This window comes from Methylobacterium crusticola (assembly GCF_003574465.1).
GTDB lineage: Bacteria > Pseudomonadota > Alphaproteobacteria > Rhizobiales > Beijerinckiaceae > Methylobacterium > Methylobacterium crusticola.
Genome location: NZ_QOWC01000015.1, coordinates 26,772 through 51,664 on the forward strand (window position 1 = coordinate 26,772; position 24,893 = coordinate 51,664).

A 24,893-nucleotide genomic window follows, 5' to 3' on the forward strand; every position below is an offset into this window, starting at 1 on the left:
AACTCAAACTCCTCCTACACCTCGCCCGTCGCAATACGCGGGGAAGTTTCATGCGGGTGTTAGTGGCCGGGGGTGCCGGCTTCATCGGTTCGCATCTCGTCGACCGCCTGCTGCGGCGGACCGACCTGGATGATCTGACCGTCGTCGACAATTTCTGGACGGGGCGCCGCGCCAATCTGCACCACATCGCCGACCCGCGCGTGCGGATCATCGAGTCGGACGTCGAGCGGCTCGCCGACCTCGGCCAGTTCGACGAGATCTACCACCTCGCCTCCCCGGCATCGCCGCCCTGGTACATGGCGGAGCCGATCCGGACCATCCGGGCCAACGTCCTCGGTGCGCTGCGGCTGCTCGACGCGCTGCGCCCCGGGGGCCTGTTCGGGTTCACCTCGACGTCCGAGGTCTACGGCGATCCCCACGTGACGCCCCAGCCCGAATCCTACCGCGGCTCCGTGGACTGCACCGGGCCGCGCTCCTCGTACGACGAGAGCAAGCGCTGCGTCGAGGCCATGCTGTTCGAGGCGCGGCGCGTGAACCGCGTGCGCATCAAGGTCGTTCGCCTCTTCAACGTCTTCGGCCCGCGCACCCGCCCGGACGACGGGCGGGCCGTCTCCAACTTCATCACCCAGGGCCTCAGGAAGCAGCCGATCACCATCTACGGCGACGGGTTGCAGACGCGGAGCTGGGGCTACGTCGACGACATAGTCGACGGGCTCGCGCGCTTCTTCTGGTTGCAGCCGAGCGAGTATCCCGGGCCGCTCAACATGGGCAACGACCGCGAGATCTCGGTCATCGACGTCGCGCGCTACGTCCAGCGCAGCTTTCCCGACAGCGCGATCGTGCACCTGCCGCCGGCGCCGCAGGATCCGACGAACCGCCGGCCCGACCTGACGCTCGCCTACCGCACGCTTCCGGGTTGGTCCTGCGCCGTGCCCTACGAGGTCGGGGTCGATCGCGCGATCGCCTGGTTCCGCGCCAACGAGCACTCCTTCATCGCGGATGCGGACGGCTACCTGCCGCCGGCCCCGGTGCTGGGCAGCGCGTGATGGCCCGGTCGCGGCGGCCCGCCTCAGATCGCCAGTCTCCCGGTCATCTGCCGGTAGGCGGCGAGCGTGGCCAGGGGACCGCTCTCCACGACGACGCCGTCCTCGATCACGACGCCCGCCTCGCAGGCCGCGAGCGTGCTCGCGCGGTGGCTCACGACGATGATCGTCATGCGCCGGCCGGTCGTGCGGATGAGCGTCATGATGCCCGTCTCCGACAGGCCGTCGACCGCGTTCGTCGCCTCGTCGAGGATGAGCAGCTCGGGCTTGCGGGCGAGCGCGCGGGCGAGCCCGATCCGCTGGCGCTGGCCACCCGAGAGGTTCAGGCCCCGGCCGCTGACCTTCGTGTCGTAGCCGTGCGGCAGCAGCCGGATGAAGTCGTGGGCGTCGGCGATCCTGGCGACCTCGGCGATCTCCGCCGCGCTGAGATCGGGCGCGCCGTACGCGATGTTCTCGGCGACCGTGCCCTCGATCAGGTCGATGTCCTGGCCGGCGAGGCCGATCCGGCCCCGCCACGAGGCCAGATCGATCGACGCGAGGGGGTGCCCGTCGACCAGGATGGCCCCGCTCGTCGGATCGAGCAGCCGGCAGATCAGGTTGACGATCGTTGACTTGCCGGACCCGGAGGCGCCGAGGATCGCCGTCGTCTGGCCGGCCGGGATGGTGAAGCTCGCCTGCGCGAGGGTGGGGCGCGCAGGCGCGCGGGACTCGTAGCGCAGTTCCACGTTCTCGAAGCGGATCGCCTGCTCGAGCCGCGTGAAGGGCCGGGTGCCCCGCGTCGCCGGCGCCGTGCGGCCCGCGTCGAGGAGCCACTCGACCTCCCCGACCGGCCCCGCCGACGCGGCCAGCTTGACGCGGGCTCCCTCCAGCATGGCGATATGGGGTTGCATCCGTTGCAGCAGGACCAGGAAGGTGACGAGGACCGGGACCGAGACGCCGCTCGCGTACAGGCCCGCGCCGAGGAGCAGCACCGCGAACAGCCCGGCCTGGAGCACCTCGTTCACCGGCCCGGCGCGCGCCGAGCGGGTGTCGATCTGGAGGATGATCCGGCGCACGGCCTCGGAGGCCTCGTCGAACCGCGCCTGCTCGCGCTGCTCCTGACCGAAGACGCGGATCAGGCGCCCCGCCAGGACGGACAGCAGCATGCGCTCGTGCAGCACCTGGTTGAGGTCCGACATCTGCCGGCTGAGCGCGTGGAGCGCGGTGAACATCCGCCAGCGCACCAGGCGGATGAGGATCATGCCGCCGGCGACGACGAGCGACAGCCGCCAGTCCACGATCAGGAGCAGCGTGGCGAAGATCGCGAGCGAGCCGACCGCCGCGACGGCCGAGAACAGGGCCCGGATCGCCTCGGACGCGCGCCACGACTCGGTGGTGATCACGTTCAGCAGCCGGGCCGAGTCCTCGGCCAGGAGGAACGGGTAGGCGACCGACAGCAGCTGCGCCGAGAGGGCCGACCGGATCCGGTGGCTGGCATGCCCGTCCACGGCGGCCGCGAACAGGTTTGTGACGTAGACGACGACGTTCTTGAGAACGATCAGGGAGAAGATGGTAGCCGTGAGCGTCACCAGGCGGGTTTCGGGCGAGAAGCGGTTGGCGAAGGTCGCCAGCACCTTGAGCGGCCCGCCCAGGGTCATGTCGTCGCCCGCCATGAGTGTCACGAGGAGCGGGATCAGGAGCCCTATCCCGATCCCCTCCAGCGCGGAGCCGGCCAGGCCCAGCACGGCGACGATCGGCACGGTCCAGGCGTAGCGACGCGCGATGCCGGCGAGCGGGCCATGCAGGTTGAAGGGGAGCAATGATCTCATGGGTGCGCCAGTCGCCACTCCGTCCAGGGACACGCCGATCCGGCCGACGGACGCGGCGTCCGTCACGGTCGTCGTCACCACCTATAACCACGCCCACTTCCTGAACGAAGCACTGGCGAGCGTCGCCGCCCAGACGCGGGCGCCGGAGGACGTGGTCGTCGTCGATGACGGCTCGAGCGACGACCCGACGGCCGTCGTCGCCCGGTGGCCGGGCGTGCGCCTGATCCGCCAGCCGAACCAGGGACTGTCGGCCGCGCGCAACACCGGGCTCGCGGCCGCGGCGACGACCCACGTCCTGTTCCTGGATGCGGACGACAGGCTGCGGGCGTCCGCCGTCGCCCAGGGCCTCGCCGCGTCCGCCCGCGCGCCGGACGCCGCCCTCGTGTACGGCGCCCACCAGATGATCGACCGGGACGGCGGGCGGATCGGGGAGGCCGTCTACCGGGCGGCGGGCGGCGATCCCGTCGCGGCGTTGCTGCACCACAACGTCATCGGGATGCACGCGACGGTGCTCTACCGCCGCGAGATCCTCGCCGCCGCGGGCGGCTTCGATCCCGCGCTGAGGCGATGCGAGGATTACGACGTCTACCTGCGCCTCGCCCACCGGCACGGCATCGCCTCGCATCCCGCGGTCGTGGCCGACTACCGGTGGCACGAGAGCAACATGTCGTACGATTTCGGTGCGATGCGGGACGCCGCCCTCGCGGTCCACGCCCGCTACCGGCCGGGGCCGGAGGCGGACCCGGCCTGGAGGCGGGCCTGGGCCGAGGGGCGCCGCTTCTGGCGCGGCTACTACGCGGAGCGGGCGCTGCGCTCGGGCGGGCTCTCGCTGCGGGGCCTCACCGCCGCCGCCCGCCTCGGGCCCGCCTGGACCGCGGGCGAGGTCGCCCGCCGGGCGGCCATCCGCCTCGGCGGCGCGGTCTCCGGCCGCGCGGGCTTCCGCCTGCGGCGCCGGCTCGTCGGCCGAGGCGCCCCCCCGATCGGCCGGATCGATTTCGGCGATTTCGGCACGCCCTGGCCGGTGAGCCCGGATTTCGGCTGGGACCGGGGGCTGCCGGTGGACCGGCACTACATCGAGCGCTTCCTCGAGGGGGCCGCCGCCGACATCCGGGGTCGGGTGCTCGAGATCGGCGACGACGCCTACTCGCGCCGGTTCGGCGGCAGCCGCATCGAGCGGCAGGACATCCTGCACGTCCAGGCGGGCCATCCCGGCGCGACGATCATCGGCGACCTCAGCCTCGCGGGGACGCTGCCGCGCGACGCCTTCGACTGCATCGTCCTGACCCAGACGCTCCACCTCATCTTCGACATGGGGAGAGCCTTGCGGCAGCTCCACGACGCGCTGAAGCCCGGCGGCGTGCTGCTGCTGACGGTGCCGGGGATCAGCCCGGTCGACCGCGGCGAGTGGAGCACGACGTGGTTCTGGTCGCTGACGCCCGCCGCGCTCGCGCGCCTGCTCGGGGACGCGTTCGGCCCCGGCGCGGCCCTCGTCGAGCATCACGGCAACGTCTACGCGGCGACGGCCTTCCTCCAGGGACTCGCCCTCTCCGAGGTCGACCCGCGCAAGCTCGACATCGTGGACGAAGCCTACCCGATGATCGTCTCCGCGCGGGCGCGGCGGGAGCGCTGAGATGGGGCGGCTCGGCTCACTCAAGCGACGTCTGCGCCGGTTCTGGCCGGGGCGGGCGGGCCCGCGGCCGGTGATCCTCATGTATCACCGCGTCGCCGACCTCCCCTACGATCCCTGGCAGCTCGCCGTCACGCCGGCGCATTTCGAGGCCCAGCTCGAGGAGATCCGGCGCACGCGCACGCCGCTGGACCTCGCGACCTTCGTGGCCCGGCTCGCCGCCGGCACGCTGCCGCGCGACGCGGTGGCGCTCAGCTTCGACGACGGCTACGTCGACAACCTGCGCGCCGCCGAGCCGCGGCTCGCCGCGGCCGGCATCCCGGCGACCCTGTTCCTCACGACCTCGGCCGTCGGCAGGCCGGAGCCGTTCTGGTGGGACGAGCTCGCCCACCTGATCCTGGACCGGACGGACGGAGCCGACCTCGACCTGACGGTCGCGGCGGAGCCCTGTCGCCTGCGCTTCGCAGAGCCCGAGCCGCCCGATCGCGACCGGCGCGGCTGGCGCGCGTGGGAGGCGGCGCGCACGCGGCGCGAGGCCGGCTACCAGGCGCTCTGGCGGCTGATCCGCGACGCGCCGCCCTCCGAGCGCGAGCGAGCCATGACGGTGCTGCGCACGGCCCTCGGCGGGGCCGGCCCCGCGCGGGCCGACGAGCGGGCGATGACGGCCGAGGAGGTGCGCGGGATGGCGCGGCGCGGCACCTTCGCGATCGGCGGCCACACGGTCAGCCACCCGGCCTTGCCGACGCTCGCTCCCGCCGCGCAGCGCCGGGAGATCGCGGACGGCAAGCTTGCCGCGGAGGCGCTGGCCGGGCGGCCGGTCGAGGGCTTCGCCTACCCGTACGGCGCGATGGACGAGAGCGCCCGGCGCGCGGTCGCCGAATCCGGCTTCGCGTGGGCCTGCTCGACCGTCGGCACGGCGGTGAGCGGCCGGCGGTTCGAGCGCTACGCCCTGCCGCGGATCGCGGCGCCCGACGGCGACGGCGGCGCGCTGGCGCGCGCCCTCGCCGCCGGCTGAGGGGCTCGCGCGGCGCGGGAGGGAGCGTGATCCCCCCCGCGTCCCGTCGCGGCCGGGCAACAGAGTGCCGAAGCTTGGACAATCGCTCCGGCTTGGTGTTATCTGCCCTCGGCGTGCCGAACGGAACAGAGCTGTGAAAACCGATGCCCGGTCTCCTGTCTATCCTGCGGACATAGTTTGATAGATGTCCTATAGTAATCTGCCTTCAGGCTTGTTTCCGTTTGTTTCCATAGTAGTGCCGGCCTATAACGCGGAACGATTCATTGCGCGCACGCTGGATTCTGCTCTCGCTCAGGATTACGCCTCGACGGAGATCATCGTGGTGGACGACGGCTCGACCGACCGGACGGCCGAGATCGTCGAGAGCTACAGGGCGGCCGACGCGCGCATCCGGCTGATCTCCACCGAGAACCAAGGCGTGGCGGCGGCGCGCAACACCGGCATCGCCGCGAGCCGAGGCAGCCTCGTCGCGTTCCTGGACGCGGACGACCTCTGGGCGCGCAACAAGCTCCGGTTGCAGGTCGGCGCGCTCCAGGACAACCCGGCGGCCGCTGCCGCCTACGTCTGGAGCATCGCCATCGACGAGGACGACGGCGTGATCGCGCCGCTGCCGAACTGGCAGTTCGACGGGTTCTCGTTGTGCCGGCATCTCCTGACATGGCCGGTCGGAAACGGCAGCGCGCTGCTGGTCAGAAAGGAGGCGGCGCTCGCCGTGCGCGGATACGATTCCGAGTACCGGCGGGTGAAGTGCGGAGGTGCGGAGGATCTGGACTTCGAATTGCGCCTCGCGGAGCTGTTCCAGATGGTCTGCGTGCCGCAGGTCCTGGTGGGGTACCGGAACTACCCGGGCAACATGTCGAGCGATCGGGAGCGCATGGCGCGCGCCGGCATCATGGTGATCGAGAGGGCCCTGGGGCGGAACCCGAACATACCGGCGCGCTACGCGAACTGGATCCGGGCGAAGGTCTTTCGCTACGCGGCCGAGAGCCTCCGCGACGAGCGCGCGCTGCGATCCGCCTACCACTACCTCGTGATGGTCTGGCTGGACGGTCGCCTGGGACTGGAACTGGCGGCCGGCTTCGGACGCAAGATCATCGGTCGCCTGAAGCGCCTGACGGCCGGGCGTGAGGCGCGCCTGACGGTCGCGCGTGCCCGCGACGGGATCGTCCCCGTTCCGTTCTCCGCCTGGATCGACGCCAATCGGGAGCGCGCCACCCGGCTGGAGCCCGACCGGCGCGTCGCGATGCTCGAGACCTGCGACCGCCGGCTCGGAGGGCGCCGCGATCCCCTCGCGCACGCGTCCCGGGAGCCCGGGCGCGAAGTGAGTGCGAGCCGGGGCGGCCACGCCGCTCCCTAGCGGCGCGCGGCCCGTCCCGCCGCCGCCGATGACGGCCGCGGCTCGACCTGCGGCCGCCGCGGCGCCGCCCGCCTCCCCGGCCGCAGCGGGAGCGCTCCCCGCCGCAGCGGATTCCGGCCCGGCGCGCGGGTGCGGGTCACGACATCGACGAGGCGGACTTCGCCTCCAGGGTGCTGCGGGCCTGCTCCATCGCGTCCTCGATCAACTCGTGGCGGTGCTCGGCCTCGCCCGAGAGGCCCACGGCCTCGCAGCGGCTCGTCAGGTTCGCCCGCAGGTCGTCCAGGGCCGCGACCTGCGCCTCGAGGCCGGGCAGCGTGGAAATGTAGGCGATGATCGTGCCGGCCGTCGTCCCGGCCTGTTCGACGTCGCCGCTCTGCACGAACTCGAAGAGGAGGCGGAGGCATTCTGCTCGGTCTGTCATGCCCGAGTGTCGCACGAGTCCGTGCCCGTTGCACGCGGGCCGCGCCGTGCACCTCTCCGTGACCGCCAGGATCCTCCTCCGGCGGGCGCCGCGCCGCGCCGTGGAGCCGTCAGGCTTCCAGGCGGGCCAGGACCCGGCGCACCTGCACGGCCGACCACTTGCCGCCGAAGGCCGTCGGGATGCAGCGGCCGTTGAGGCCCGCCGCGATCTCCCGCAGCGAGCGCGCGCCGCCCGCCCGGATCTCCGCCAGGACGGGCGCCAGGTCGGCCGCGCGGCTGTCCGCCTTCGCCCTCATGACCGCGCCGCCGTTCCACGGGGCCGTGACGATAGGAACCGGGTCCACCAACACCCTCCTGGTCAACCGGCCGGCAACGCGCAGCGGCCGCCCACGCGCCGGGCTCAGGCCCTGCGAGTAGCGGCCGCGGCAGGCCGGGGGCAAGTCGGTATTCCTTAATGAAGTGTAGCTATGACAAGAGATCTCGAGCTTGCTGCCATTCTGCAACACTGATGCGTACAGCTCAGCACCTCGCGCTCCGGGCTGCCGGCAGTCTCCGGATCTCCAGGATGTGTCGAGGCCAGTCCGGGTCGTGCGCCAGCGGCCTGCTGTGCTTTTCCAGCACTTTTCCGAACTTGGCTGGACAGTCTACGTTCCGCGGGCGTCCTGTGATCCCCCGGTCCCAGGTGTCCGGCTCCAGGCGGGCGACGCTCACCTCACGGCTCGCCTGGAGCCGCTATCCTGCCCGGCGGCCGCGCAGATCGGCAGCGTCGGCGAGCGGCGGGGCGATGCCGCTCAGGGAGGCGGCGGCGCCGGGGCAGACGATGCGGGCCGGCCTGCTGGGGGTCGTGATCACGGGCGGCGCCTCGGGGCGGCCGTGCCGGCCATCGGCGTTCCGGGTCAGGCCGGGGCGGCCTCCCGCGCGGGGCGGCGCCAGCGGGCCGGGCCGTCCCGGTGGATCGAGGTGCCGGCCGCGTCCACCGCCACCGTCACCGGCATGTCGGCGACGACGAATTCGTGGATCGCCTCCATGCCGAGGTCCGGGAAGGCGAGCACGCGCGCCGAGCGGACCGCCTTCGAGACGAGGTAGGCGGCCCCGCCCACCGCGATGAGGTAGGCGCAGCCGTTGCGCGCGATGGTCTCGACGGCGGCCGGCCCCCGCTCGGCCTTGCCCACCATGACGAGGAGGCCGGTCCGCGGCAGCAGCGGCTCGAGGAACGTGTCCATCCGGGTCGACGTCGTCGGCCCGGCCGGGCCGACGGCCTCGTCGCCGACGGCGTCCACGGGGCCGACGTAGTAGATCGCCCGGTCGCGCAGATCCACCGGCAGCGGCTCCCCGGCCTCCAGCATCCGGGTGAGGCGCAGGTGGGCGGCGTCGCGCCCGGTCAGGAGCCTCCCGGAGAGGAGCAGCGTCTCGCCCGCCCGCCAAGTGGCGACCTCCTGGCGGGTCAGCCGGTCGAGGTCGACGGGCCGCCCCGCCGGCCCGGCCGCGCTGATCGCGGCGGGCCAGAGGTCGAGGGGCGGCGGCGCGAAGGCCGCGGGGCCGCTGCCGTCGAGCACGAAGTGCACGTGGCGGTCGGCGGCGCATTGCGGGATCAGGGCGACCGGCAGCGAGGCGGCGTGGGTCGGGAAGGTCCTGAGCTTCACGTCGAGCACGGTGGTGAGCCCGCCGAGCCCCTGCGCGCCGATGCCGAGGGCGTTGATCCGGTCGCACAGCGCCAGGCGCAGTTCCTCCTCCGGGGAGGCGGGCCCGCGGGCGCGGATCTCCGGCAGGTCGATCGGGTCGAGGAGGGAGAGCTTGGCGAGGGTCATGGCCTTGTCGGGCGAGCCGCCGACGCCGAGGCCGACGAGGCCCGGCGGGCACCAGCCCGCGCCCAGCCCCTCGACGGTCCTCACCACCCAGTCGGCCACCGAGTCGCTCGGGTTGAGGACCGCGAACCTGGCCTTGTTCTCCGAGCCGCCGCCCTTGGCGGCGACGTGGACCTCGAGGGCGTCTCCCGCCACCATCTCGACGTGGAGCATGGCCGGCGTGTTGTCGCCGGTGTTGCGGCGCGCGAAGAGCGGGTCGCGGACCACCGAGGCGCGCAAGGGATTGCGCTCCGTGCGCCAGGCCTGCCGGACGCCCTCGTCCACGATCTCCTGGAGGGAGCGCGCCGAGGCGATGCGGGCGCCGAGCCCGATCCGGACGAAGACCTGCGCGGTGCCGGTGTCCTGGCAGATCGGCCGCCGGCCGAACGCTGCCATGCGGGAATTGACCAGGATCTGCGCCATGGCGTCCCGGGCCGCCGGGCTCTCCTCGCGCCGCCACGCCTGCGTGAGGTTCCGGACGTAATCCTCCGGGTGGTAGTACGAGATGAACTGCAGGGCGTCCGCGATCGAGACGACCAGATCCTCTTCGCGAATGGTTGCCAACGCGCCCTCCTCTCGAGCGATGGTCCGACGACGTGGAAACCGGGCCCTTGCGGGGATCGCGGCCGGGACGAGGACCCGGCGACGAAACACGGACCGGGAGCCGCGCCCTCCGGTCGAGCGCCGCGGCAGGTCTCGCGTCGTGACGCACCCCGCGCGCCGAAGACGCGCTCCCGCGCGCTGGACCGGCGTCCTCGTCGGCGGGGCGCGCTTCAGCGCGCGCCTCAGCGCGCGCGCAGGTAGCCGAGCATCGTGCTCGCGTCGGAGACCTGGAGGCCCACGCCCGGCGGGTCGTCGCGGAAGCCCGGCTCCGCGAACAGCCTGCGGATCGCGCCGTCCTCCACGTGCATCGCGTAGCGCCAGCTCCGCATGCCCATGCCCTGCTGGCCGCGCTTGACGAGCATGCCCATCTGGCGCGTGAAGTCGCCGTTGCCGTCGGGCAGCATGAACACCTTCCGGATGTCCCGGCTCCTCGCCCACTGGTACATGACGAAGGCGTCGTTCACCGACAGGCAGATCACCTGGTCGATGGCGAGCGCCGCGAAGTCGTCGGCGTGCTGCTCGTAGCCCGGGAGATGCTCGTCGGAGCAGGCGGGCGTGAAGGCGCCCGGCACCGCGAACAGCACGATGTTCCTGCCGCCGAAGATCTCGGCGGAGGCGAGGCTCTTCCACTCGAAGGGATTGGGGCCGCCCAAGCTGTCGTTCCTGACGCGGATGTGGAAGATCACGTTGGGAACGGAGGCGGGCTGCATGAAGATGGACCTCGCGGCACGGTCGGCGCGGAGCGGGACGCCCGATCCTAGCTGCGTGGTTCGATCGCCGCCACGCCGGAAATCGGGGCGGATCCCGGCGAGAGGGCATGCGGGCCGGAGGGTACGTGATGAAGGGGGGCTCGCACGCACCTTCGGCTCGACGTTCGCACCTCCGGGCCTGAGCCTGCGGTGGGACGCAGCCGTCATACCGCACGCGAGGATTGCGGGGCACGGGGCAGATCACGTAGGCGGCCGTGGAACGGCGCAGCGCCCGGACGGCCGCCTGCCCCGGGGCGCGGGCTCAGCGCACGCCGGCGCCGGCCGCCGCGGCCGCGTGCGCGAGCGCCGCGGTCAGCGGCGAGGGGTCGCCGGCCCGGAACGCGACACCGAGGGTGAGGCTCGGCGCCGGCCCGGTCAGCCGGCGGTACACCGCCATGGGCCGGCGGAAATGCTGGACGTCGGACGCGATGAACCCGACGCCGAGATCGCAGGCCGCGAGCGCCACGATGGATTGCGCCGGGAACGCCTCCGTGACGGCCTCGGGGCTGAACCCCGCCTCGCCGCACATGGTCAGGATGCCGTCGTACAGGCGCGGCCCGATCCGCCGCGGGAACAGGATGAACCGCTCCCGCGAGAGGTCGGCCAGGGCCAGGTCCTCCTTCCCGGCCAGGGGGTTGCGGTGCGACAGCACGAGGTCGAACGGGGTTCGGGCGATCTCCCGGCAGACGAGCGCCTCGTCGACGAGCGGCGGGTGGAGGATCCCGACCTGGATCTCGCCCTCGCGCAGGGCCTCCTCCTGCTCGAAGGTCGTCATCTCGCGGGGCACGAGGCGCACCTGCGGCTGAAGCCGCGCGAACTCCGCCACGATCTCCGGGAAGACGATGTAGAGCGCCGGTGCCGTGACCCCCACGACGATCTCGCCGATCTCGCCGTGCTCGATCCGGCGGGCGAGCTCGGCCGCGCGGTCCATCTGTCCGACGATGCGGCGGGCCTCGGTCAGGAAGGCCTCGCCGGCCCGGGTGAGCGAGACGCTCCGCTTGGTGCGGTACAGGAGCTTCGCCCCGAGCTGCTCCTCGAGCTGGCGCAGCTGCTGGCTCATCGCCGGCTGGGTCACCCGGCAGCGGCGGGCCGCGCGGTCGAAATGGAGCTCCTCGCCGAGCGCGATGAAGGAGGTGAGCCGCCGTCGGTCCATGGCGGGTGATAAGGTTTCCTTCTTACACGATCAAGATTAATCATTGGACTTGGGTCCGCGGCGGGCGTCCTCTCCGGCCAGGGAGAACGCCGTCGTGAAGATCATCATGATCGGCGAGGCCGCGAACCACCAGGGCACGCTGCGAGCCTCGCTGAGGGACCCGATCGAGATCGTGACGCTGCCGCGGGAGGCGGCGTCGGACGCCGCGCTGGACGGGGTCGTGGCGGGCGAGGACGTCGTCGTGTCGCTGCGCTTCCAGCGGGCCGGGCCGGGCCCCGCCTTCCGGCTCCTGCACGTGCCGGGCGCGGGCCTCGACGGGATCCACCTGCCGTCGCTCGCTCCCAGCTGCGCGGTCTGCAACGTCTACGAGCACGAGATCCCGATCGCCGAGTACGTGCTGGCGGCGATGCTCGAGTGGCGGATCGGGCTCGCCGCGATGCGGCGGAGCTTCACCCCGGAGACGTGGTCGGACCTCTACCGGAACCGTGCGCCGCACGGCGAGCTCCACGGCCGCACGCTCGGCATCCTCGGCTTCGGCCGGATCGGGCGCGCCATCGCGACCCGGGCGCGCGCCTTCGGCATGCGCGTCCTCGCGCTCAGCGCCTCCGCGTCCGACCCCGACGGCCTCGCCGACGCGGTCCTCGCGCCCGAAGGCCTGTCCCGGCTGCTCGCGGAGGCGGATTTCGTCGTGATCGCCTGCCCGCTGACGGAGGCGACGCGCGGCCTGATCGACGCCGACGCCATCGGCCGGATGAAGCCGGACGCCGTGCTCATCAACGTGTCCCGCGCCGAGGTCGCCGACGAGGAGGCGCTCTACCGCGCGCTCCGCGAGCGCCGCATCGGCGGCGCCGTCCTGGACGTCTGGTACCGCTACCCGGCGGGCAGCACCGAGGTCGTGCCCCCGGCCCGCCGGCCGTTCCACGCCCTGCCGAACGTCCTGGCGACCCCGCATTCCTCCGCCTGGACGGAGGCGCTGCCGCGGCGCCGCTACGCGGTGATCGCCGAGAACGTGCGCCGGCTCTCGGCCGGCGAGCCGCTCCTCAACGTCGTCCGCCCGGCGGCCTGAGCCGCCCTCCCGCAGCCCCCTGGCCGAGCCCCGCCATGTCGTTTCCGATCAAGATCACCGGCGTGAAGACCGTCGTCGTCAATGCCGAGCTGCGCAACTGGATCTTCGTCAAGGTCGAGACCGACCAGGACGGCCTCTACGGCTGGGGCGAGGCATCGCTGAACTGGAAGACGCGGGCGGTCACCGGCACGGTGGAGGACCTGACGCCGCTGGTCCTGGGGCAGGATCCCCGGGACATCGAGCACATCCTGCGCATCCTCAACAAGCACAGCTACTACCGCCTCGGCATCGTCGGCGCGACGGCGATCAGCGGCATCGAGCACGCGCTCTGGGACATTTTCGGGAAGAGCGTCGGCCTGCCCGTCTGGCGGCTGATCGGCGGCAGGACCCGCGACAAGGTCCGGGTCTACACGCATCTCGGCCTCGGCGACATGCGGTCGGTCTACGAGACCTTCGACGAGGGCGCGCTGCGCGACAAGGCGCTCGCCGTGGTCGAGAAGGGCTACGACGCGCTCAAGGTCGTGTTCATCCCCTACTCGGGCTTCTCGGTCGACATCCCGTCCCGGCGCCACGTCGGGCGCCTCATGCGCGTCCTGCGCGAGGCCGTGGGCGACCGGGTCGACATCATGATCGATTTCCACGGGCGCCCGGCCTCGATCGCGGCCGCGCTGCAATTCATCGAGGAGCTGGCGCCCTACGCGCCGATGTTCTGCGAGGAGCCGGTGCTGCCGGGCGACACGGAGGCGCTGCGCCTCGTGACGGAGCGCGCCGGCTGCCCCATCGCCTCGGGCGAGCGCCTGATCGGCTTCAAGGAGTTCGAGCCGCTGTTCCGGCAGAACGCGCTGCACATCGTCCAGCCGGACCTGAACCACACCGGCGGCATCCTGGAGGGCAAGCGGATCGCCGCGGCGGCCGAGCAGGCCTTCATGGGCGTGGCGCCCCACAACCCCAACGGGCCGATCGCGGGCGCGGCGGCCCTCCACTTCGACGTCTCGACCCCGAACTTCGTGATCCAGGAGGAGATGAGCGGCGCCGTGCCCTGGTACGACGACGTCGTGTCCGTGCCGATGCGGCGCACCGGCAGCTACTGGGCCGTGCCGGAGGCCCCGGGCCTCGGGGTCGAGATCAACGAGGCGGAGGCGGCCAAGCACCCCTTCGTGCAGGAGCCGTTCCACACCCAGGGCGCCGTCCTGCCCGACGGCACCATCGCGGATTGGTGAGCGAGACGATGGCGAGATCCCCCTTCCGCCTGCCGGGCGGCGTCTACAACGCGGTGCCGCCCCGCATCGTCTTCGGGCCGGGCGCGGTGGCCGAGGTCGCCGACGCGGTGGCGCGGCACGGGGCGAGGCGCGCCCTCGTCCTGTCCACCCCGGGCCGCGGCGCCCTCGCGGAGCGGGTCCGCGACCTCCTCGGCGCGGCTTGCGTCGGGATCCTGCCGGAGGCGGTCTCGCAGGTCCCGATCGAGCTCGCCCGGCGCGGCCGGGAGCGCGCCCGGGCGATGGGGGCCGACTGCCTCGTCACGGTCGGCGGCGGCGCCGCGATCGGGCTCGGCAAGGGCATCGCCCTCGAGCTGCCCCTGCCGATCGTGGCGATCCCGACCACCTACTCGGGCTCGGAGATGACGGGGTTCTGCGGGATCACGATCGACGGCGTGAAGCGGATGCACGCGAGCCTCAACATGCTCGCCGGCACGGTGATCTACGATCCGGAGCTGTCGCTGCCGCTGCCCCTCGACGTCAGCGCGGCGAGCGCCCTGAACGCCCTCGCCCACTGCATCGACGGGATCTACGTCCCGACGGTGAGCCCGGTCATGGCGCTCGCGGCCGTGGAGGGGGCGCGCGTGCTGATGGAGGCCCTCCCGCGCGTCTCGGCCGATCCGGGCGACCTCGCGGCGCGCACCGACCTCCTCTACGGCGCCTACCTGGGCGGCGCCGCGCTCACCGGCGGCTTCGCGCTCCAGCACGGGGTGGCCCACGTGCTGGGCGGCAGCTTCGGGATCGCGCACGGCCTGTCGCACGCCCTCGTCCTGCCCCACGTCGCGGCCTACAACCAGCGCTTCGCCGCGCCGCAGCTCGCGCCGCTCGCCGCCACGGTCGGCGACGGCAATCTCGGCGGCGCCATCTTCGACATCCTGGTGGAGGCCGGGCTCCCGACGAGCCTGCGGGAGATCGGCCTCCCGCGGGAGAGCCTGGAGCGCGCCGCGGCCATCACCGTGGAGACGGACAACGGGCTCAACCCGGCGCCGGTCACGATCGAGGCCGTCCGCCGGATCCTGGACGACGCTCACGAGGGCCGGCGGCCGGCGTGAGGCCGCTGCGCGAGGCACCCGACGATCCGACACCGACACAGGATGGGAGGAGACCCGTGAAGAACCAGAGTCTAGGGCCGTCGCGGCGCGCGATCGTGCTGGCGCTCGGCGCCGCCGGCGTCCCGGCCCCGTTCGTGTCCCGGGCCCGGGCGGCCGAGTACGACTGGAAGTTCGGGCACGGCTTCCCGGCCAGCCATCCGGTCCACGTCTTCGCCCTCGAGGCCGCCGCGACGATCAAGCAGGACACCGGGGGCCGCGTCGACATCAAGGTCTACCCGAACAGCCAGCTCGGCGGCGACAGCGATCTCCTGAGCCAGGTCCGCTCGGGCGGGGTCGACTTCTTCAGCACCGGCGGCCTGATCTTCGCCACCCTGGTGCCGATCGCCGCCATCAACGGGACGGGCTTCGCCTTCACCGGCTACGACGCCGTCTGGCCGGCGATGGACGGCGGGCTCGGCGCCCACGTCCGCAAGGGCTTCGACAAGGTCGGCCTGCACGCCTTCGAGACGATCTGGAACAACGGCTTCCGCCAGATCACGTCCGGCAAGGGCCCGGTGCGGAGTCCGGCGGACCTCGCGAACTTCAAGATCCGGGTCCCCGTGAGCCAGGTCTACGTCTCGCTGTTCAAGGCCCTCGGCGCCTCGCCGGCGAGCATCAACCTCGCGGAGGTGTACACGGCGCTGCAGACGCGCATCGTCGACGGGCAGGAGAACCCGCTCGTCGTCGCCGAGACCGCGAAGTTCTACGAGGTCCAGAAGTTCTGCTCGCTCACGAACCACGTCTGGGACGGCTCCTGGATCGTGACCAGCGCGCGGACCTGGCGGGGGGTGCCCGACGACCTCAAGGCGATCGTGTCGCGGGGCTTCAACGAGACGGCGCCCCGGCAGCGCGAGGCGGTGACCGCCCTCAACCGGCAGCTCGAGGAGACCCTGAAGGGCAGGGGACTCGCCGTGAACGCGACGGAGCCCGAGCCCTTCCGCGAGGCGCTGCGCAAGGCGGGCTACTACGCGGAATGGAAGGGGCGCTACGGCGAGGAGGCCTGGTCCCTGCTCGAGGGCGCGGTCGGGCGCCTGGCCTGACGGAGCCCGGCGCCGGAGCGCCGGCCGAGGTCCGGTGACCGTCCTCGCCGCGAGGACCCGCCCCCTTCGTCCGTGCCGCGATCCCCGGGGAGACGACGGCCCCCGGGGCGAGGGGGGCGGGCCGCTCAGGCGATGCGTCCCTCCGCCACCGCGACGACGTCCGCCCGGTCGCTCAGCTCCGCGAACAGCGCCGGGTCGGCCCCGGTCATCCAGACCTGGCCCGGCAGGGCCGCGAGGGCGTCGAACAGGCCGGCGCGGCGGCGGGGGTCGAGATGGGCCGCGACCTCGTCGAGGAGCACCAGGGGCGGGAGCCCGCTCATGCCGGCGACGAGGCGGGCGTGGGCGAGGACGAGGCCGATCAGCAGGGCCTTCTGCTCGCCCGTCGAGGCGGTGGCGGCGGGCACGTCCTTGGGGCCGTGGCGCACCACGAGGTCCGAGGCCTGGGGGCCGGCGAGCGTGCGCCCGGCGGCGCGGTCGCGGAACCGGTTCTGGCGCAGGGTGGCGCGGAAGCGGTCCTCGGCGTCGACCGCCGGCCACACCGCCACGAGGTCGTCGATGTCGCCCTCGAGCCGCACCCCGGCCCACGGGAAGGGCGAGGCCTCGTCGCGGGTCGACAGGATGAGCTGGTCGAGGCGCTCCACGGTCTCGCGTCGGGCAAGCGCCACCGCGACCGCGAGCTCCGCCACCTCGCGCTCGACGGCGTCGAGCCAGGGCCCGTCGTCGGGCCGCTCCTCGAGGAGGCGGTTGCGCGAGCGCAGCGCCCGCTCGAGGGCGCTCACCCGGGCGCCGTGGCCGGCATCGACCGCGAGCACGAGGCGGTCGAGGAAGCGGCGGCGCTCGCCCGCGGCCCCCCGGAACAGCGCGTCGAGGTCGGGCGTGAGCCAGACCACCCGCAGGTGCTCGGCGAAGGCGGTGGGTGAGGGCGCCGTGGCGCCGTCGATGCGGCAGAGCCGGCCGCTGCGGGCGTCCTCGCGCCCCCGCGGCGGCTCCCAGGCGGTGCCGACCCGGTGCTCGCCGTGGGGGCCGCTGAGCGAGAGCGAGACCGCGAAGCCGCCGGCCCCGCCCTCCCGGGCCATCACGGAGAAGTCGGCCCGGCGCAGGCCCCGGCCCGGCGCGAACAGCGACAGCGCCTCCAGGATGTTGGTCTTGCCGGCCCCGTTCTCGCCGACCAGCGCCACGAACCGGCGGCCGGCCGCGAGGTCGAGGTCGAGGTCGGCGTGGTTGCGGAAGTCCCGGGCGATCAGGCGGGTGACGCGCAGGAGCGGGGGGGCGCTCACGGCCTTGCCGCGCCGGCGGCGCGCGGCGGGCCGCGACCTCGGTCGGGGCCCGTCACACCCGCATCGGCATCAGCACGTAGAGCGCCGGCGCGCCCTCCTTGTCCTGGATCACCGTCGGGGAGCCGGGATCGGCGAGGCGGAACAGGGCGGTGTCGCCGTCGAGCTGGGCCGTGATGTCGAGGAGGTAGCGGGCGTTGAAGCCGATATCGAGGGGGCCGGCCTCGTAGTCGACGTCGAGCTCCTCGGTGGCGCTGCCGGAATCCGGGTTGTTGACCGAGAGCGAGAGGCGCCCGTCGGTCATCGCGAGCTTCACGGCCCGGCCGCGCTCCGACGAGATCGTCGAGACCCGGTCCACCGCCCGGGCGAACTGGTCGCGTTCCACCGTCAGGCGCTTGTCGTTGCCCGTCGGGATCACCCGCTGGTAGTCCGGGAAGGTGCCGTCGATGAGCTTCGAGATCAGGGTGACGCCGGACGAGAAGCTGAAGCGCACCTTGGCGGAGGAGATCTCCACCCCGACGCTCTCGCCGCCGTCCTCGACGAGCTTCTGGATCTCCGCCACGGCCTTGCGCGGCACGATGATCCCCGGCATGCCGGCGCTGCCCTCCGGCGCCGGCATCTCGACGCGGGCGAGGCGGTGGCCGTCGGTCGCGACGGCGCGCAGCTTCAGCCCGCCCTCCGCCTCGATGGTGTGGAAGAAGATGCCGTTGAGGTAGTAGCGCGTCTCCTCGGTCGAGATCGCGAACTGGGTCTTGTCGATCAGCCGCTTCAGCTCGGCGGCCTGGAGCTGGAAGCCGTGCGGCAGCTCGCCGGCGGCGAGGTCGGGGAAGTCCGCCTCCGACAGGGCGCCGAGGGAGAAGCGCGAGCGCCCGGAGCGGATCTGCATCTGGCCGGTGTCGCCGGTGGTCTCGAGGGAGACCTGGGCGCCGTCCGGCAGCTTGCGCACGATGTCGTAGATGACGTGGGCCGGCACCGTGATGGCGCCGCCGTCGGCGACGTCGGCGGGAATGGTCTCGGTCACCTCGATGTCGAGGTCGGTGGCCTTGAGCTGAAGCCCCTCGGGCCCGGAGCGCAGCAGCACGTTCGACAGGATCGGGATCGTGTTGCGCCGTTCCACGACGCGGTGGACGTGGCCGAGCGACCGAAGAAGGGCCGCGCGCTCGACGGTGACTCTCATCAGGGTGATCCGTGTCTCACAAGACCGGCCCCCGGGGGCCGGCACCACATCGCTCGTCCCGGGCGTCCGCACGGGAGGGGAACATTGGCGAAGGCGCTCCCCGAAGGCAAGCAGGGGCTCGCGCGGATGCGCGGGACCCCGGCCGCCGGGCCGTCCGCCGCGAGGCGCGGGGTCAGTCCTGGAGCATGCGCTTGAGGAGCTCGACCTCGTCGCAGAGCGCCGTGTCCTCGCCGATCGCCTTCTCGATCTTGCGCACCGCGTGCAGGACCGTGGTGTGGTCGCGCCCGCCGAAGCGCCGCCCGATCTCCGGCAGGGAGCGCAGCGTCAGCACCTTCGAGAGGTACATCGCGATCTGCCGCGGCTTGACCACCGCGGCGGTGCGGCGCTCGGACAGGATGTCGGAGCGCGAGACGTTGTAGCGGCTCGCGACCAGCTTCTGGATGTCCTCGATCTTCACCCGCTTCGGCTCGCGGTTCTTCACGAGGTCGCGGATCGCCGTCTCGGCGGTGTCGAGGGTCACGGGCGCGCCCGTGAGGGTGGCGTGCGCCAGGAGCCGGTTGACCGCGCCCTCGAGGTCGCGGCCGTTGGCGGTGATCGCCTTGGCGACGTACTCGGCCACGGCCGGACCCACCTCGAAGCCCGGATGCGTCGCCCGCACGGCCTCGAGGCGCGATTGCAGGATCGAGGCCCGCAGGGCCTCGTCGAGCGCCCCGATCTCCACCACGAGCCCGCCGGCGAGGCGCGAGCGCACCCGCTCGTCGAGGCTCTCGAGCTCGGTCGGCGGCCGGTCGGCCGCCGCCACCACCTGGCGCCCGGCATCGATGAGGGCGTTGAGCGTGTGGCCGAACTCCGCCTGGATCGAGCGGCCCTGGATGAACTGCACGTCGTCGAGGATCAGGACGTCGATGGCCCGCAGCCGCTCCTTGAACGCCAGGGCGCTCTGGGTCTTCAGGGCGTTGACGAAGCCGTACATGAAGCGGTCGGCGGTCAGGTAGATGACCCGCCGGCCGGCCGCCTTCACGGCGTGCCCGATGCCGTGCAGGAGGTGGGTCTTGCCGAGGCCGACGCCGGCGTGGAAGTAGAGCGGGTTGTAGAGCGCGGGACCGCCGTCGTGGCGGGCGATGCGCTCGGCCGCCGCGTGGGCGAGGGCGTTCGAGCGCCCGACCACGAAACTGTCGAAGGTCAGGCGGACGTCGAGCGGCGCGCCGCCGAGATCGCCCGCCGTCTCGGACGGGCGGCCCGCCCGCTCGGGCTCGGCCGCGTCGTGCGCCGGGTGGCTGTGGCTCGGCGCCGGACGCACGGCCTGAGGCGGCTTCGGCGCCGGCGCGCCGGCCCGCGGCGGCGCCATGGGCCCGCGCACGCCGACCTCGATGCTCCCGATCCCGTCCGCCTCGCTGCGGAAGGTGGCGAGCACCCGGTCGAGGTAGTGCGACTCGATCCAGCTCTTGAGGAAGCGGGTCGGGACCGTCAGCCGCGCGACCCCGCCCGCGACCTCCTGCAGTTCCAGGCGGGCAAACCAGCTCGCGAACACGTCCTCGCCGAGCTCCGCCCGCAGGCGGCGCTTCACGCGCTGCCAGGCGGCCGCGATCTCGCCCCCGCTCCCGGTCGTCACGCCCCTTGCGGGTTCGACCCCTTCCGCCAAGCCGCCATCCACACGCATGACTGGTCCTCTCTCGTGCCGGTGGCAGTCGCCCGCTGCCGGCCCGTACGCCGATACGCTCCTCCCCACCGCGCTCGAACGGGAGCGCGGCAGGCCGTGTCGAAGACCCCGAAGTCAAGCGCTCCGGGATGCTTTTCCCGCGGTTGCCACGGGTCTATCAACAACAAGTCTCGTTTCTGTTAAGGCGGGAGCCTTCCCGAATTCCGCCAGGCATCCCCGGTGGTTGACGCGCACGAGGGCGGCATCGCCCGCGCGGTCGCGGCCGGTTCGGAACGAGGCTCGAGGCTGGTTGAGGGTCGTCCGCGTGTGCGGCGGACGACCCGAATCTACGCCGCCGCCGCGAAGCTTCGCAACAGGAACGATGGGCCGGATGGTGAACCGATCGTTGCGGGCGCGCGCCGCCCACGCCCGGCCCACAGGTTGTCCCGGCGCAAGGTCCTGGAATCGTGAACGATCCGTCGCCGCGTCGGCGCAGCGCCGCGCGGACCGCGAGGCGGCTCAGGGGCTTGTCGAGAGCGGGGAGCGCGCCGGGGACATGCCGGTGGACAGCGGCGGGGCGGGCCGCGGGGGCTTGACTCGGCGGCGAGGGCGCGAGCGCGCCTCAGCGGTGCCGCCGTCCCGGATTGAACGGTCCGCGGGACCGGATCACGGCGCAAGGGGCCGGTTCGACGGTCTCGGCGGGGGCCGACCCCCACGGGGCCTCGGGCCCGGCGGGCGGGGAGCGGGTGCGAGCGGAGGGGCGGGGCGTCGGGGTGGAACCGCCTCGCTCCCGCGTGGTGATTGCCGCCCCCGCGTCGCGGGGGCGGCCGGAGCGCGCCGGAGCCGGCCGCGGCGCCCGTCAGTTCGGCGCCTGGGCCTGCCCGCTGCCGCCCTTGGGCGCCTTGTTGGCGTTGTGGTGGCCGACCGCGCAGCCCGCGGCGGCGCCGGCCTTGCCGTGCCCGACGGCCTTTCCGGCGAGTCCGCCCACGACGGCGCCCTTGATGCAGCCCTTGGCCTCGGCCGGGCCCGGTCCCGCGATGGCGGCCGCCGAGAGGGCGAGCCCGGCGGCGGCGAGGAGGCGGGCGAGGTTGGTGCGGGCGAGGTTCGTCATGACGGTCTCCGGGGAATGTGGTCCTCAACCCCGAGCCGCCGCCATCCGTTCCGGCCGGCCCCGGATGCGGGGCCCCCGCGCGCGACCCAGGGGCGCGGGGGCCGCCTGCGGGGACGCGTCCCGGCAAGGAAGCGTTGACGATTCGGGCCGTCGCGTCTATAGACCGCGGCTCGCGGACCTGCCGGCTCGTTCCGGCGGGTTCCCCGTGCTTCCAAGCGCCCTGACACGCGACGCCGCCACGGCCCCACCCGGGTCGGCCGGGCCTCGCCCCACGAGAATGAGGAACGCCGATGGCCAACACCGTGTCGGCCAAGAAGATGACCCGCAAGATCGCCAAGCGCACGGCGATCAACCGCTCGCGTCGCAGCCGCATGCGCACCTTCGTGCGCAAGGTCGAGGAGGCTCTCGCCTCGGGCGACGCCGCCACCGCCCTGACGGCTCTCCGGACCGCCGAGCCCGAGATCATGCGCGCGTCCCAGAAGGGCATCGTGCACAAGAACACCGCCTCGCGGAAGGTCTCGCGCCTGGCCGCCCGGGTGAAGCTGCTCCAGGCCTGAAGCCCGTTCCGGCTCACCCCGCGCCGCTCGACGAAGCCCGGCTCGCCGCCGGGCTTTTTCGCGTGGGCACTCCCCTAGCGGCGGCGCTCGCACAGGGTCTTGACGTAGGTGCTGGCGTCGCTGCTGCGGCCGGTGCCGGCGACGATCGAGGGCCCGAGCAGCAGGCATTCCTGGGGCGAGTGCGCCGGCGCCGTCATGACGTCTTGGGCCGTCTCCCGCGTGCAATCCTGCGACTGGATCGTGGAGGCGCAGATCAGCGCGACGACGAGGATGTCGGGCAAGGCGGCCTCCCGGGCACGAGAGCCCGGAGGTTTAGCGCCGGCCGGGCCGGCGCCAACCCGAGGCGCCCTGCGGTATAACGCGCCGGGGCGGGATCAGGGCGCCGCCCCGGACGCCGGCGCGGCCAGGCGCTCGACCAGGCGGCGGGCGACCTCGTCCTTGTCGAGGGTCGGCCAGGTCTCCACCGAGCCGTCGCGCCCGATCAGCAGCACCGTGTTGCGGTCGCCCCCCATCACCCCGGAGGCCGCCGAGACGTCGTTCGCGACGATGAGGTCGCAGCCCTTGCGGGCGATCTTGGCCCGCGCGTGGGCGAGCACGTCCGTGGTCTCGGCCGCGAAGCCGACCACCAGGGGCGGCCGCCCCGCGCTCCGCCGCGCCACGCTCGCCAGGATGTCGGGGTTCTCGACGAGGGCGAGGCCGGGCGGTCCCTCGGCCCCCTTCTTGAGCTTCTGCGAGCCCGCGGCGGCCGGCCGCCAGTCGGCGACGGCGGCGGCGAACACCGCGACGTCGGCCGGCAGCGCCGCCTCCACGGCCGCCAGCATCTCCCGGGCGGTCTCGACCCGCACCACCACGGCCCCGGGCGGGTCGGGCAGCGCCACGGGCCCGGAGACCAGGGTCACCCGGGCGCCGGCGGCGGCGGCGGCCGCCGCGATGGCGTGGCCCTGCTTGCCGGAGGACCGGTTGGCGAGGTAGCGGACCGGGTCGACCGGCTCGTGGGTCGGGCCCGAGGTCACGAGCACGTGGCGGCCGGCCAGGGGCCGGGGGCCGGCGCGGCGCTCGAGCAGGACCGCGAGGGCGTCGGCGATCTCGTGCGGCTCGGCCATCCGGCCCGGCCCGGTCTCCGCCTCCGCCATCGGGCCGCTGTTGGGGCCGACCACCGCGACGCCGTCGTCCCGCAGGGCGGCGAGGTTGCGCTGCGTCGCCGGGTGCAGCCACATCCGCACGTTCATCGCGGGGGCGATCAGGATCGGCAGCGTGGTGGCGAGCAGCACCGTCGAGGCGAGGTCGGGCGCGTGCCCGCCGGCCATGCGGGCCATCAGGTTGGCGGTCGCCGGCGCCACCACGACGGCGTCCGCGTCCCGGGCGAGCCTGATGTGGCCGATATCGGCCTCCTCGGCCCGGTCGAACAGGTCCGTATGGGCGCGCTCGCCCGAGAGCGCGGCGGCTGCGAGGGGCGTCACGAAGCCTTGCGCGCCCTCGGTCAGCACGCATCGCACCCGCGCGCCGCGCTCGCGCAGCCGCCGGATCAGGTCGAGCGCCTTGTAGGCCGCGATGCCGCCCCCGATCACGAGCAGCACGCGCCGGTCCGCCAGGGGAGGGGGGGCGTTCGCGGCGGGTGGGGTCATCGGCGGTCCTTCCATGCCCGGGATGCGGTCCCGGCTCTCCGCCGGGTCCTCCTCCAGGGCGCCAGGGGCGCCAGGGGCGCCCCGAGCGTCCCGGCCCGCCTCCCCGCCCCGGGGCGGCGGGGAGGCGGGTCCTCGCGCGCGCTACTTCGCCGCCGCCTTCACCAGCGGGCAGCCGCCCTCGGACATCGGCCGGAAGGCCTCGTCGCCCGGCACCGTGGCGACGAGCTTGTAGAGGTCCCACTCGCCCTTCGATTCCTGGGGCGTCTTCACCTGCATCAGGTACATGTCGTGGACCATGCGGCCGTCCTCGCGGACGCGGCCGCCCTTGGCGAACATGTCGTTGACGGGCATCTCCCGCATCTTGGCCACCACGGTCCTGGCCTCGTCGCTGCCGGCGGCCCGCACGGCCTTGAGGTAGTGGCCCACCGCCGAGTAGACGCCGGCCTGGTGCATCGTCGGCATCAGCCCGGCCTGGGCCTTGAAGCGCTCGCCGAAGGCCCGGGTCTCGGCGTCGCGGTCCCAGTAGAAGGCGGTGGTGAGCAGCAGCCCCTGCGCCACCGTGATGCCGAGGCTGTGCACGTCGTCGATGTTGACGAGGAGCGCCAGCAGCCGCTGCCCGCCTTGCGCGAGGCCGAACTCGTTGGCCTGCTTGATCGCGTTGATGGTGTCGCCGCCCGCGTTGGCGAAGGCCACCAGCTTGGCGCCGGAGGCCTGGGCCTGGAGCAGGAAGGACGAGAAGTCGGCGGTCGCGAACGGGGCGCGCACGGTCGACAGCACCTTGCCGCCGGAGCGCTTCACCTCCGCGATGGCGTCGCGCTCGAGGGCGTGGCCGAAGGCGTAGTCGGCGGTGACGAACGTCCAGGTGTCGTAGCCCTGCTTCACGGCGGCGCTGCCGGAGACGTGGGAGAGCGCGTAGGTGTCGTAGGTCCACTGGATGCCGGTCGGCGAGCAGGCCGTGCCGGTCAGGTCCGAGGTCCCGCCCCCCGAGACGATCAGGAGCTTGCCCTTCTCCTTGGCGATCTGCTGCACGGCGAGCGCCACCGAGGAGGTCGGCACGTCGAGGATCGCGTCCACGCCCTCGCGGTCGTACCATTGCCGGGCGATGTTGGAGCCGACGTCGGGCTTGTTCTGGTGGTCGGCGAAGATCACCTCGATGGGCTTGCCGTCGAGGGTGCCGCCGAAATCCTTCACCGCCATCTCGGCGGCGATCACCGAGCCCCGGCCGGTGGAATCGGCGTAGACGCTCGACATGTCGTTGAGGACGGCGATCCGGACCTTGCCGTCGCTGAGCTGCGGCTCGGCGGCGGCCGGGGCGGGCTGGGCGGCCGCCAGGGCGGCTCCCGCCAGGGCGGCGAGGCCGCCGAGGAGCGCGCCGCGGAGCCGGGCCGTCGTGCGGGGGGTGGCGTCGGTCATGGTCGGCGTGTCTCCCGGGTTCTTC

The 24,893-nt window shown here is 73.3% G+C and carries 22 protein-coding genes; 9 read left to right on the plus strand and 13 right to left on the minus strand.

Annotated features, from left to right (window positions below; translation table 11 throughout):
- Positions 1-50: 50 nt before the first annotated feature.
- Positions 51-1,046 (plus strand): NAD-dependent epimerase/dehydratase family protein, encoded by a 996-nt coding sequence (locus DT057_RS11195; protein WP_128562183.1) that lies wholly within the window; start codon positions 51-53, stop codon positions 1,044-1,046.
- 23 nt (positions 1,047-1,069) lie between these two features.
- On the opposite strand, the gene DT057_RS11200 is transcribed toward DT057_RS11195, so the two are convergent.
- Positions 1,070-2,851: an ABC transporter ATP-binding protein gene (locus DT057_RS11200; RefSeq protein ID WP_238313371.1), complete on the minus strand. Its 1,782-nt coding sequence runs from the start codon at positions 2,849-2,851 to the stop codon at positions 1,070-1,072.
- On the opposite strand from DT057_RS11200, the gene DT057_RS11205 reads away from it, so the two are divergent.
- The 3 genes from DT057_RS11205 (at position 2,850) to DT057_RS11215 (ending at position 6,850) form a co-directional block, all read left to right on the plus strand.
- Positions 2,850-4,481 (plus strand): glycosyltransferase, encoded by a 1,632-nt coding sequence (locus DT057_RS11205; RefSeq protein WP_128562184.1) that lies wholly within the window; start codon positions 2,850-2,852, stop codon positions 4,479-4,481. The two genes, DT057_RS11200 and DT057_RS11205, sit on opposite strands and share 2 nt — an antisense overlap.
- A gap of 79 nt (positions 4,482-4,560) precedes the next feature.
- Positions 4,561-5,493 (plus strand): polysaccharide deacetylase family protein, encoded by a 933-nt coding sequence (locus DT057_RS11210; protein ID WP_238313373.1) that lies wholly within the window; start codon positions 4,561-4,563, stop codon positions 5,491-5,493.
- A gap of 184 nt (positions 5,494-5,677) precedes the next feature.
- Positions 5,678-6,850, plus strand: coding sequence for a glycosyltransferase family 2 protein (locus DT057_RS11215; RefSeq protein ID WP_128562186.1), 1,173 nt, complete (start codon positions 5,678-5,680; stop codon positions 6,848-6,850).
- Positions 6,851-6,986: 136 nt separating this feature from the next.
- On the opposite strand, the gene DT057_RS11220 is transcribed toward DT057_RS11215, so the two are convergent.
- From DT057_RS11220 to DT057_RS11240, 5 genes are all read right to left on the minus strand, one after another.
- The gene (locus DT057_RS11220; RefSeq protein WP_128562187.1) at positions 6,987-7,271 is read right to left on the minus strand and encodes a hypothetical protein; all 285 of its coding nucleotides are present in this window, start codon (positions 7,269-7,271) and stop codon (positions 6,987-6,989) included.
- 109 nt (positions 7,272-7,380) lie between these two features.
- On the minus strand, positions 7,381-7,614 hold the full coding sequence (locus tag DT057_RS11225; RefSeq protein WP_128562188.1) for a resolvase: 234 nt from the start codon (positions 7,612-7,614) through the stop codon (positions 7,381-7,383).
- A gap of 552 nt (positions 7,615-8,166) precedes the next feature.
- A complete protein-coding gene (locus tag DT057_RS11230; protein ID WP_128562189.1) occupies positions 8,167-9,678 on the minus strand; it encodes a fumarate hydratase in 1,512 nt (503 codons plus the stop codon).
- A gap of 221 nt (positions 9,679-9,899) precedes the next feature.
- On the minus strand, positions 9,900-10,427 hold the full coding sequence (locus DT057_RS11235) for a peroxiredoxin (RefSeq protein ID WP_128562190.1): 528 nt from the start codon (positions 10,425-10,427) through the stop codon (positions 9,900-9,902).
- Positions 10,428-10,728: 301 nt separating this feature from the next.
- Positions 10,729-11,619 (minus strand): LysR family transcriptional regulator, encoded by an 891-nt coding sequence (locus DT057_RS11240; RefSeq protein WP_128562191.1) that lies wholly within the window; start codon positions 11,617-11,619, stop codon positions 10,729-10,731.
- 94 nt (positions 11,620-11,713) lie between these two features.
- Between DT057_RS11240 and DT057_RS11245 the strand changes: the two genes are divergently transcribed.
- The 4 genes from DT057_RS11245 to DT057_RS11260 are packed head-to-tail and all read left to right on the plus strand — an operon-like array spanning position 11,714 to position 16,072.
- Entirely contained in the window at positions 11,714-12,685 is a 972-nt protein-coding gene (locus tag DT057_RS11245; RefSeq protein WP_128562192.1) for a 2-hydroxyacid dehydrogenase, read from the plus strand.
- A 35-nt stretch (positions 12,686-12,720) separates the two neighbouring features.
- Positions 12,721-13,905, plus strand: coding sequence for an enolase C-terminal domain-like protein (locus tag DT057_RS11250; protein WP_238313375.1), 1,185 nt, complete (start codon positions 12,721-12,723; stop codon positions 13,903-13,905).
- Positions 13,906-13,913: 8 nt separating this feature from the next.
- Entirely contained in the window at positions 13,914-14,993 is a 1,080-nt protein-coding gene (locus DT057_RS11255; protein WP_128562193.1) for a maleylacetate reductase, read from the plus strand.
- A gap of 56 nt (positions 14,994-15,049) precedes the next feature.
- Positions 15,050-16,072, plus strand: a complete 1,023-nt coding sequence (locus DT057_RS11260) for a TRAP transporter substrate-binding protein (RefSeq protein ID WP_128562194.1) — start codon at positions 15,050-15,052, stop codon at positions 16,070-16,072.
- A 125-nt stretch (positions 16,073-16,197) separates the two neighbouring features.
- On the opposite strand, the gene recF is transcribed toward DT057_RS11260, so the two are convergent.
- The 4 genes from recF to DT057_RS11280 all read right to left on the minus strand — a co-directional run bounded on the left by recF (position 16,198) and on the right by DT057_RS11280 (position 21,273).
- The gene (gene recF / locus DT057_RS11265; RefSeq protein ID WP_128562195.1) at positions 16,198-17,349 is read right to left on the minus strand and encodes a DNA replication/repair protein RecF; all 1,152 of its coding nucleotides are present in this window, start codon (positions 17,347-17,349) and stop codon (positions 16,198-16,200) included.
- A 52-nt stretch (positions 17,350-17,401) separates the two neighbouring features.
- Positions 17,402-18,523 carry a DNA polymerase III subunit beta gene (dnaN, locus tag DT057_RS11270; protein WP_128562196.1) on the minus strand — a complete coding sequence of 374 codons (1,122 nt, stop codon included), beginning with the start codon at positions 18,521-18,523 and terminating at the stop codon, positions 17,402-17,404.
- Between the two features lie 172 nt (positions 18,524-18,695).
- Positions 18,696-20,183: a chromosomal replication initiator protein DnaA gene (gene dnaA, locus DT057_RS11275; RefSeq protein ID WP_128562197.1), complete on the minus strand. Its 1,488-nt coding sequence runs from the start codon at positions 20,181-20,183 to the stop codon at positions 18,696-18,698.
- 838 nt (positions 20,184-21,021) lie between these two features.
- On the minus strand, positions 21,022-21,273 hold the full coding sequence (locus tag DT057_RS11280; protein ID WP_128562198.1) for a hypothetical protein: 252 nt from the start codon (positions 21,271-21,273) through the stop codon (positions 21,022-21,024).
- 290 nt (positions 21,274-21,563) lie between these two features.
- Here DT057_RS11280 and rpsT point away from each other — a divergent pair, with 290 nt between their 5' ends.
- Positions 21,564-21,830 carry a 30S ribosomal protein S20 gene (gene rpsT, locus DT057_RS11285; protein ID WP_128562199.1) on the plus strand — a complete coding sequence of 89 codons (267 nt, stop codon included), beginning with the start codon at positions 21,564-21,566 and terminating at the stop codon, positions 21,828-21,830.
- A 74-nt stretch (positions 21,831-21,904) separates the two neighbouring features.
- Here the strand turns inward: rpsT and DT057_RS11290 are convergent, their stop codons facing one another.
- The 3 genes from DT057_RS11290 to DT057_RS11300 form a co-directional block, all read right to left on the minus strand.
- Positions 21,905-22,111: a hypothetical protein gene (locus DT057_RS11290; RefSeq protein WP_128562200.1), complete on the minus strand. Its 207-nt coding sequence runs from the start codon at positions 22,109-22,111 to the stop codon at positions 21,905-21,907.
- A gap of 93 nt (positions 22,112-22,204) precedes the next feature.
- Positions 22,205-23,470, minus strand: coding sequence for a bifunctional phosphopantothenoylcysteine decarboxylase/phosphopantothenate--cysteine ligase CoaBC (gene coaBC, locus DT057_RS11295; protein ID WP_407068096.1), 1,266 nt, complete (start codon positions 23,468-23,470; stop codon positions 22,205-22,207).
- A 126-nt stretch (positions 23,471-23,596) separates the two neighbouring features.
- Complete coding sequence (locus DT057_RS11300; RefSeq protein WP_128562202.1) at positions 23,597-24,868, minus strand: ABC transporter substrate-binding protein; 1,272 nt, start codon at positions 24,866-24,868, stop codon at positions 23,597-23,599.
- Positions 24,869-24,893: the final 25 nt, after the last annotated feature.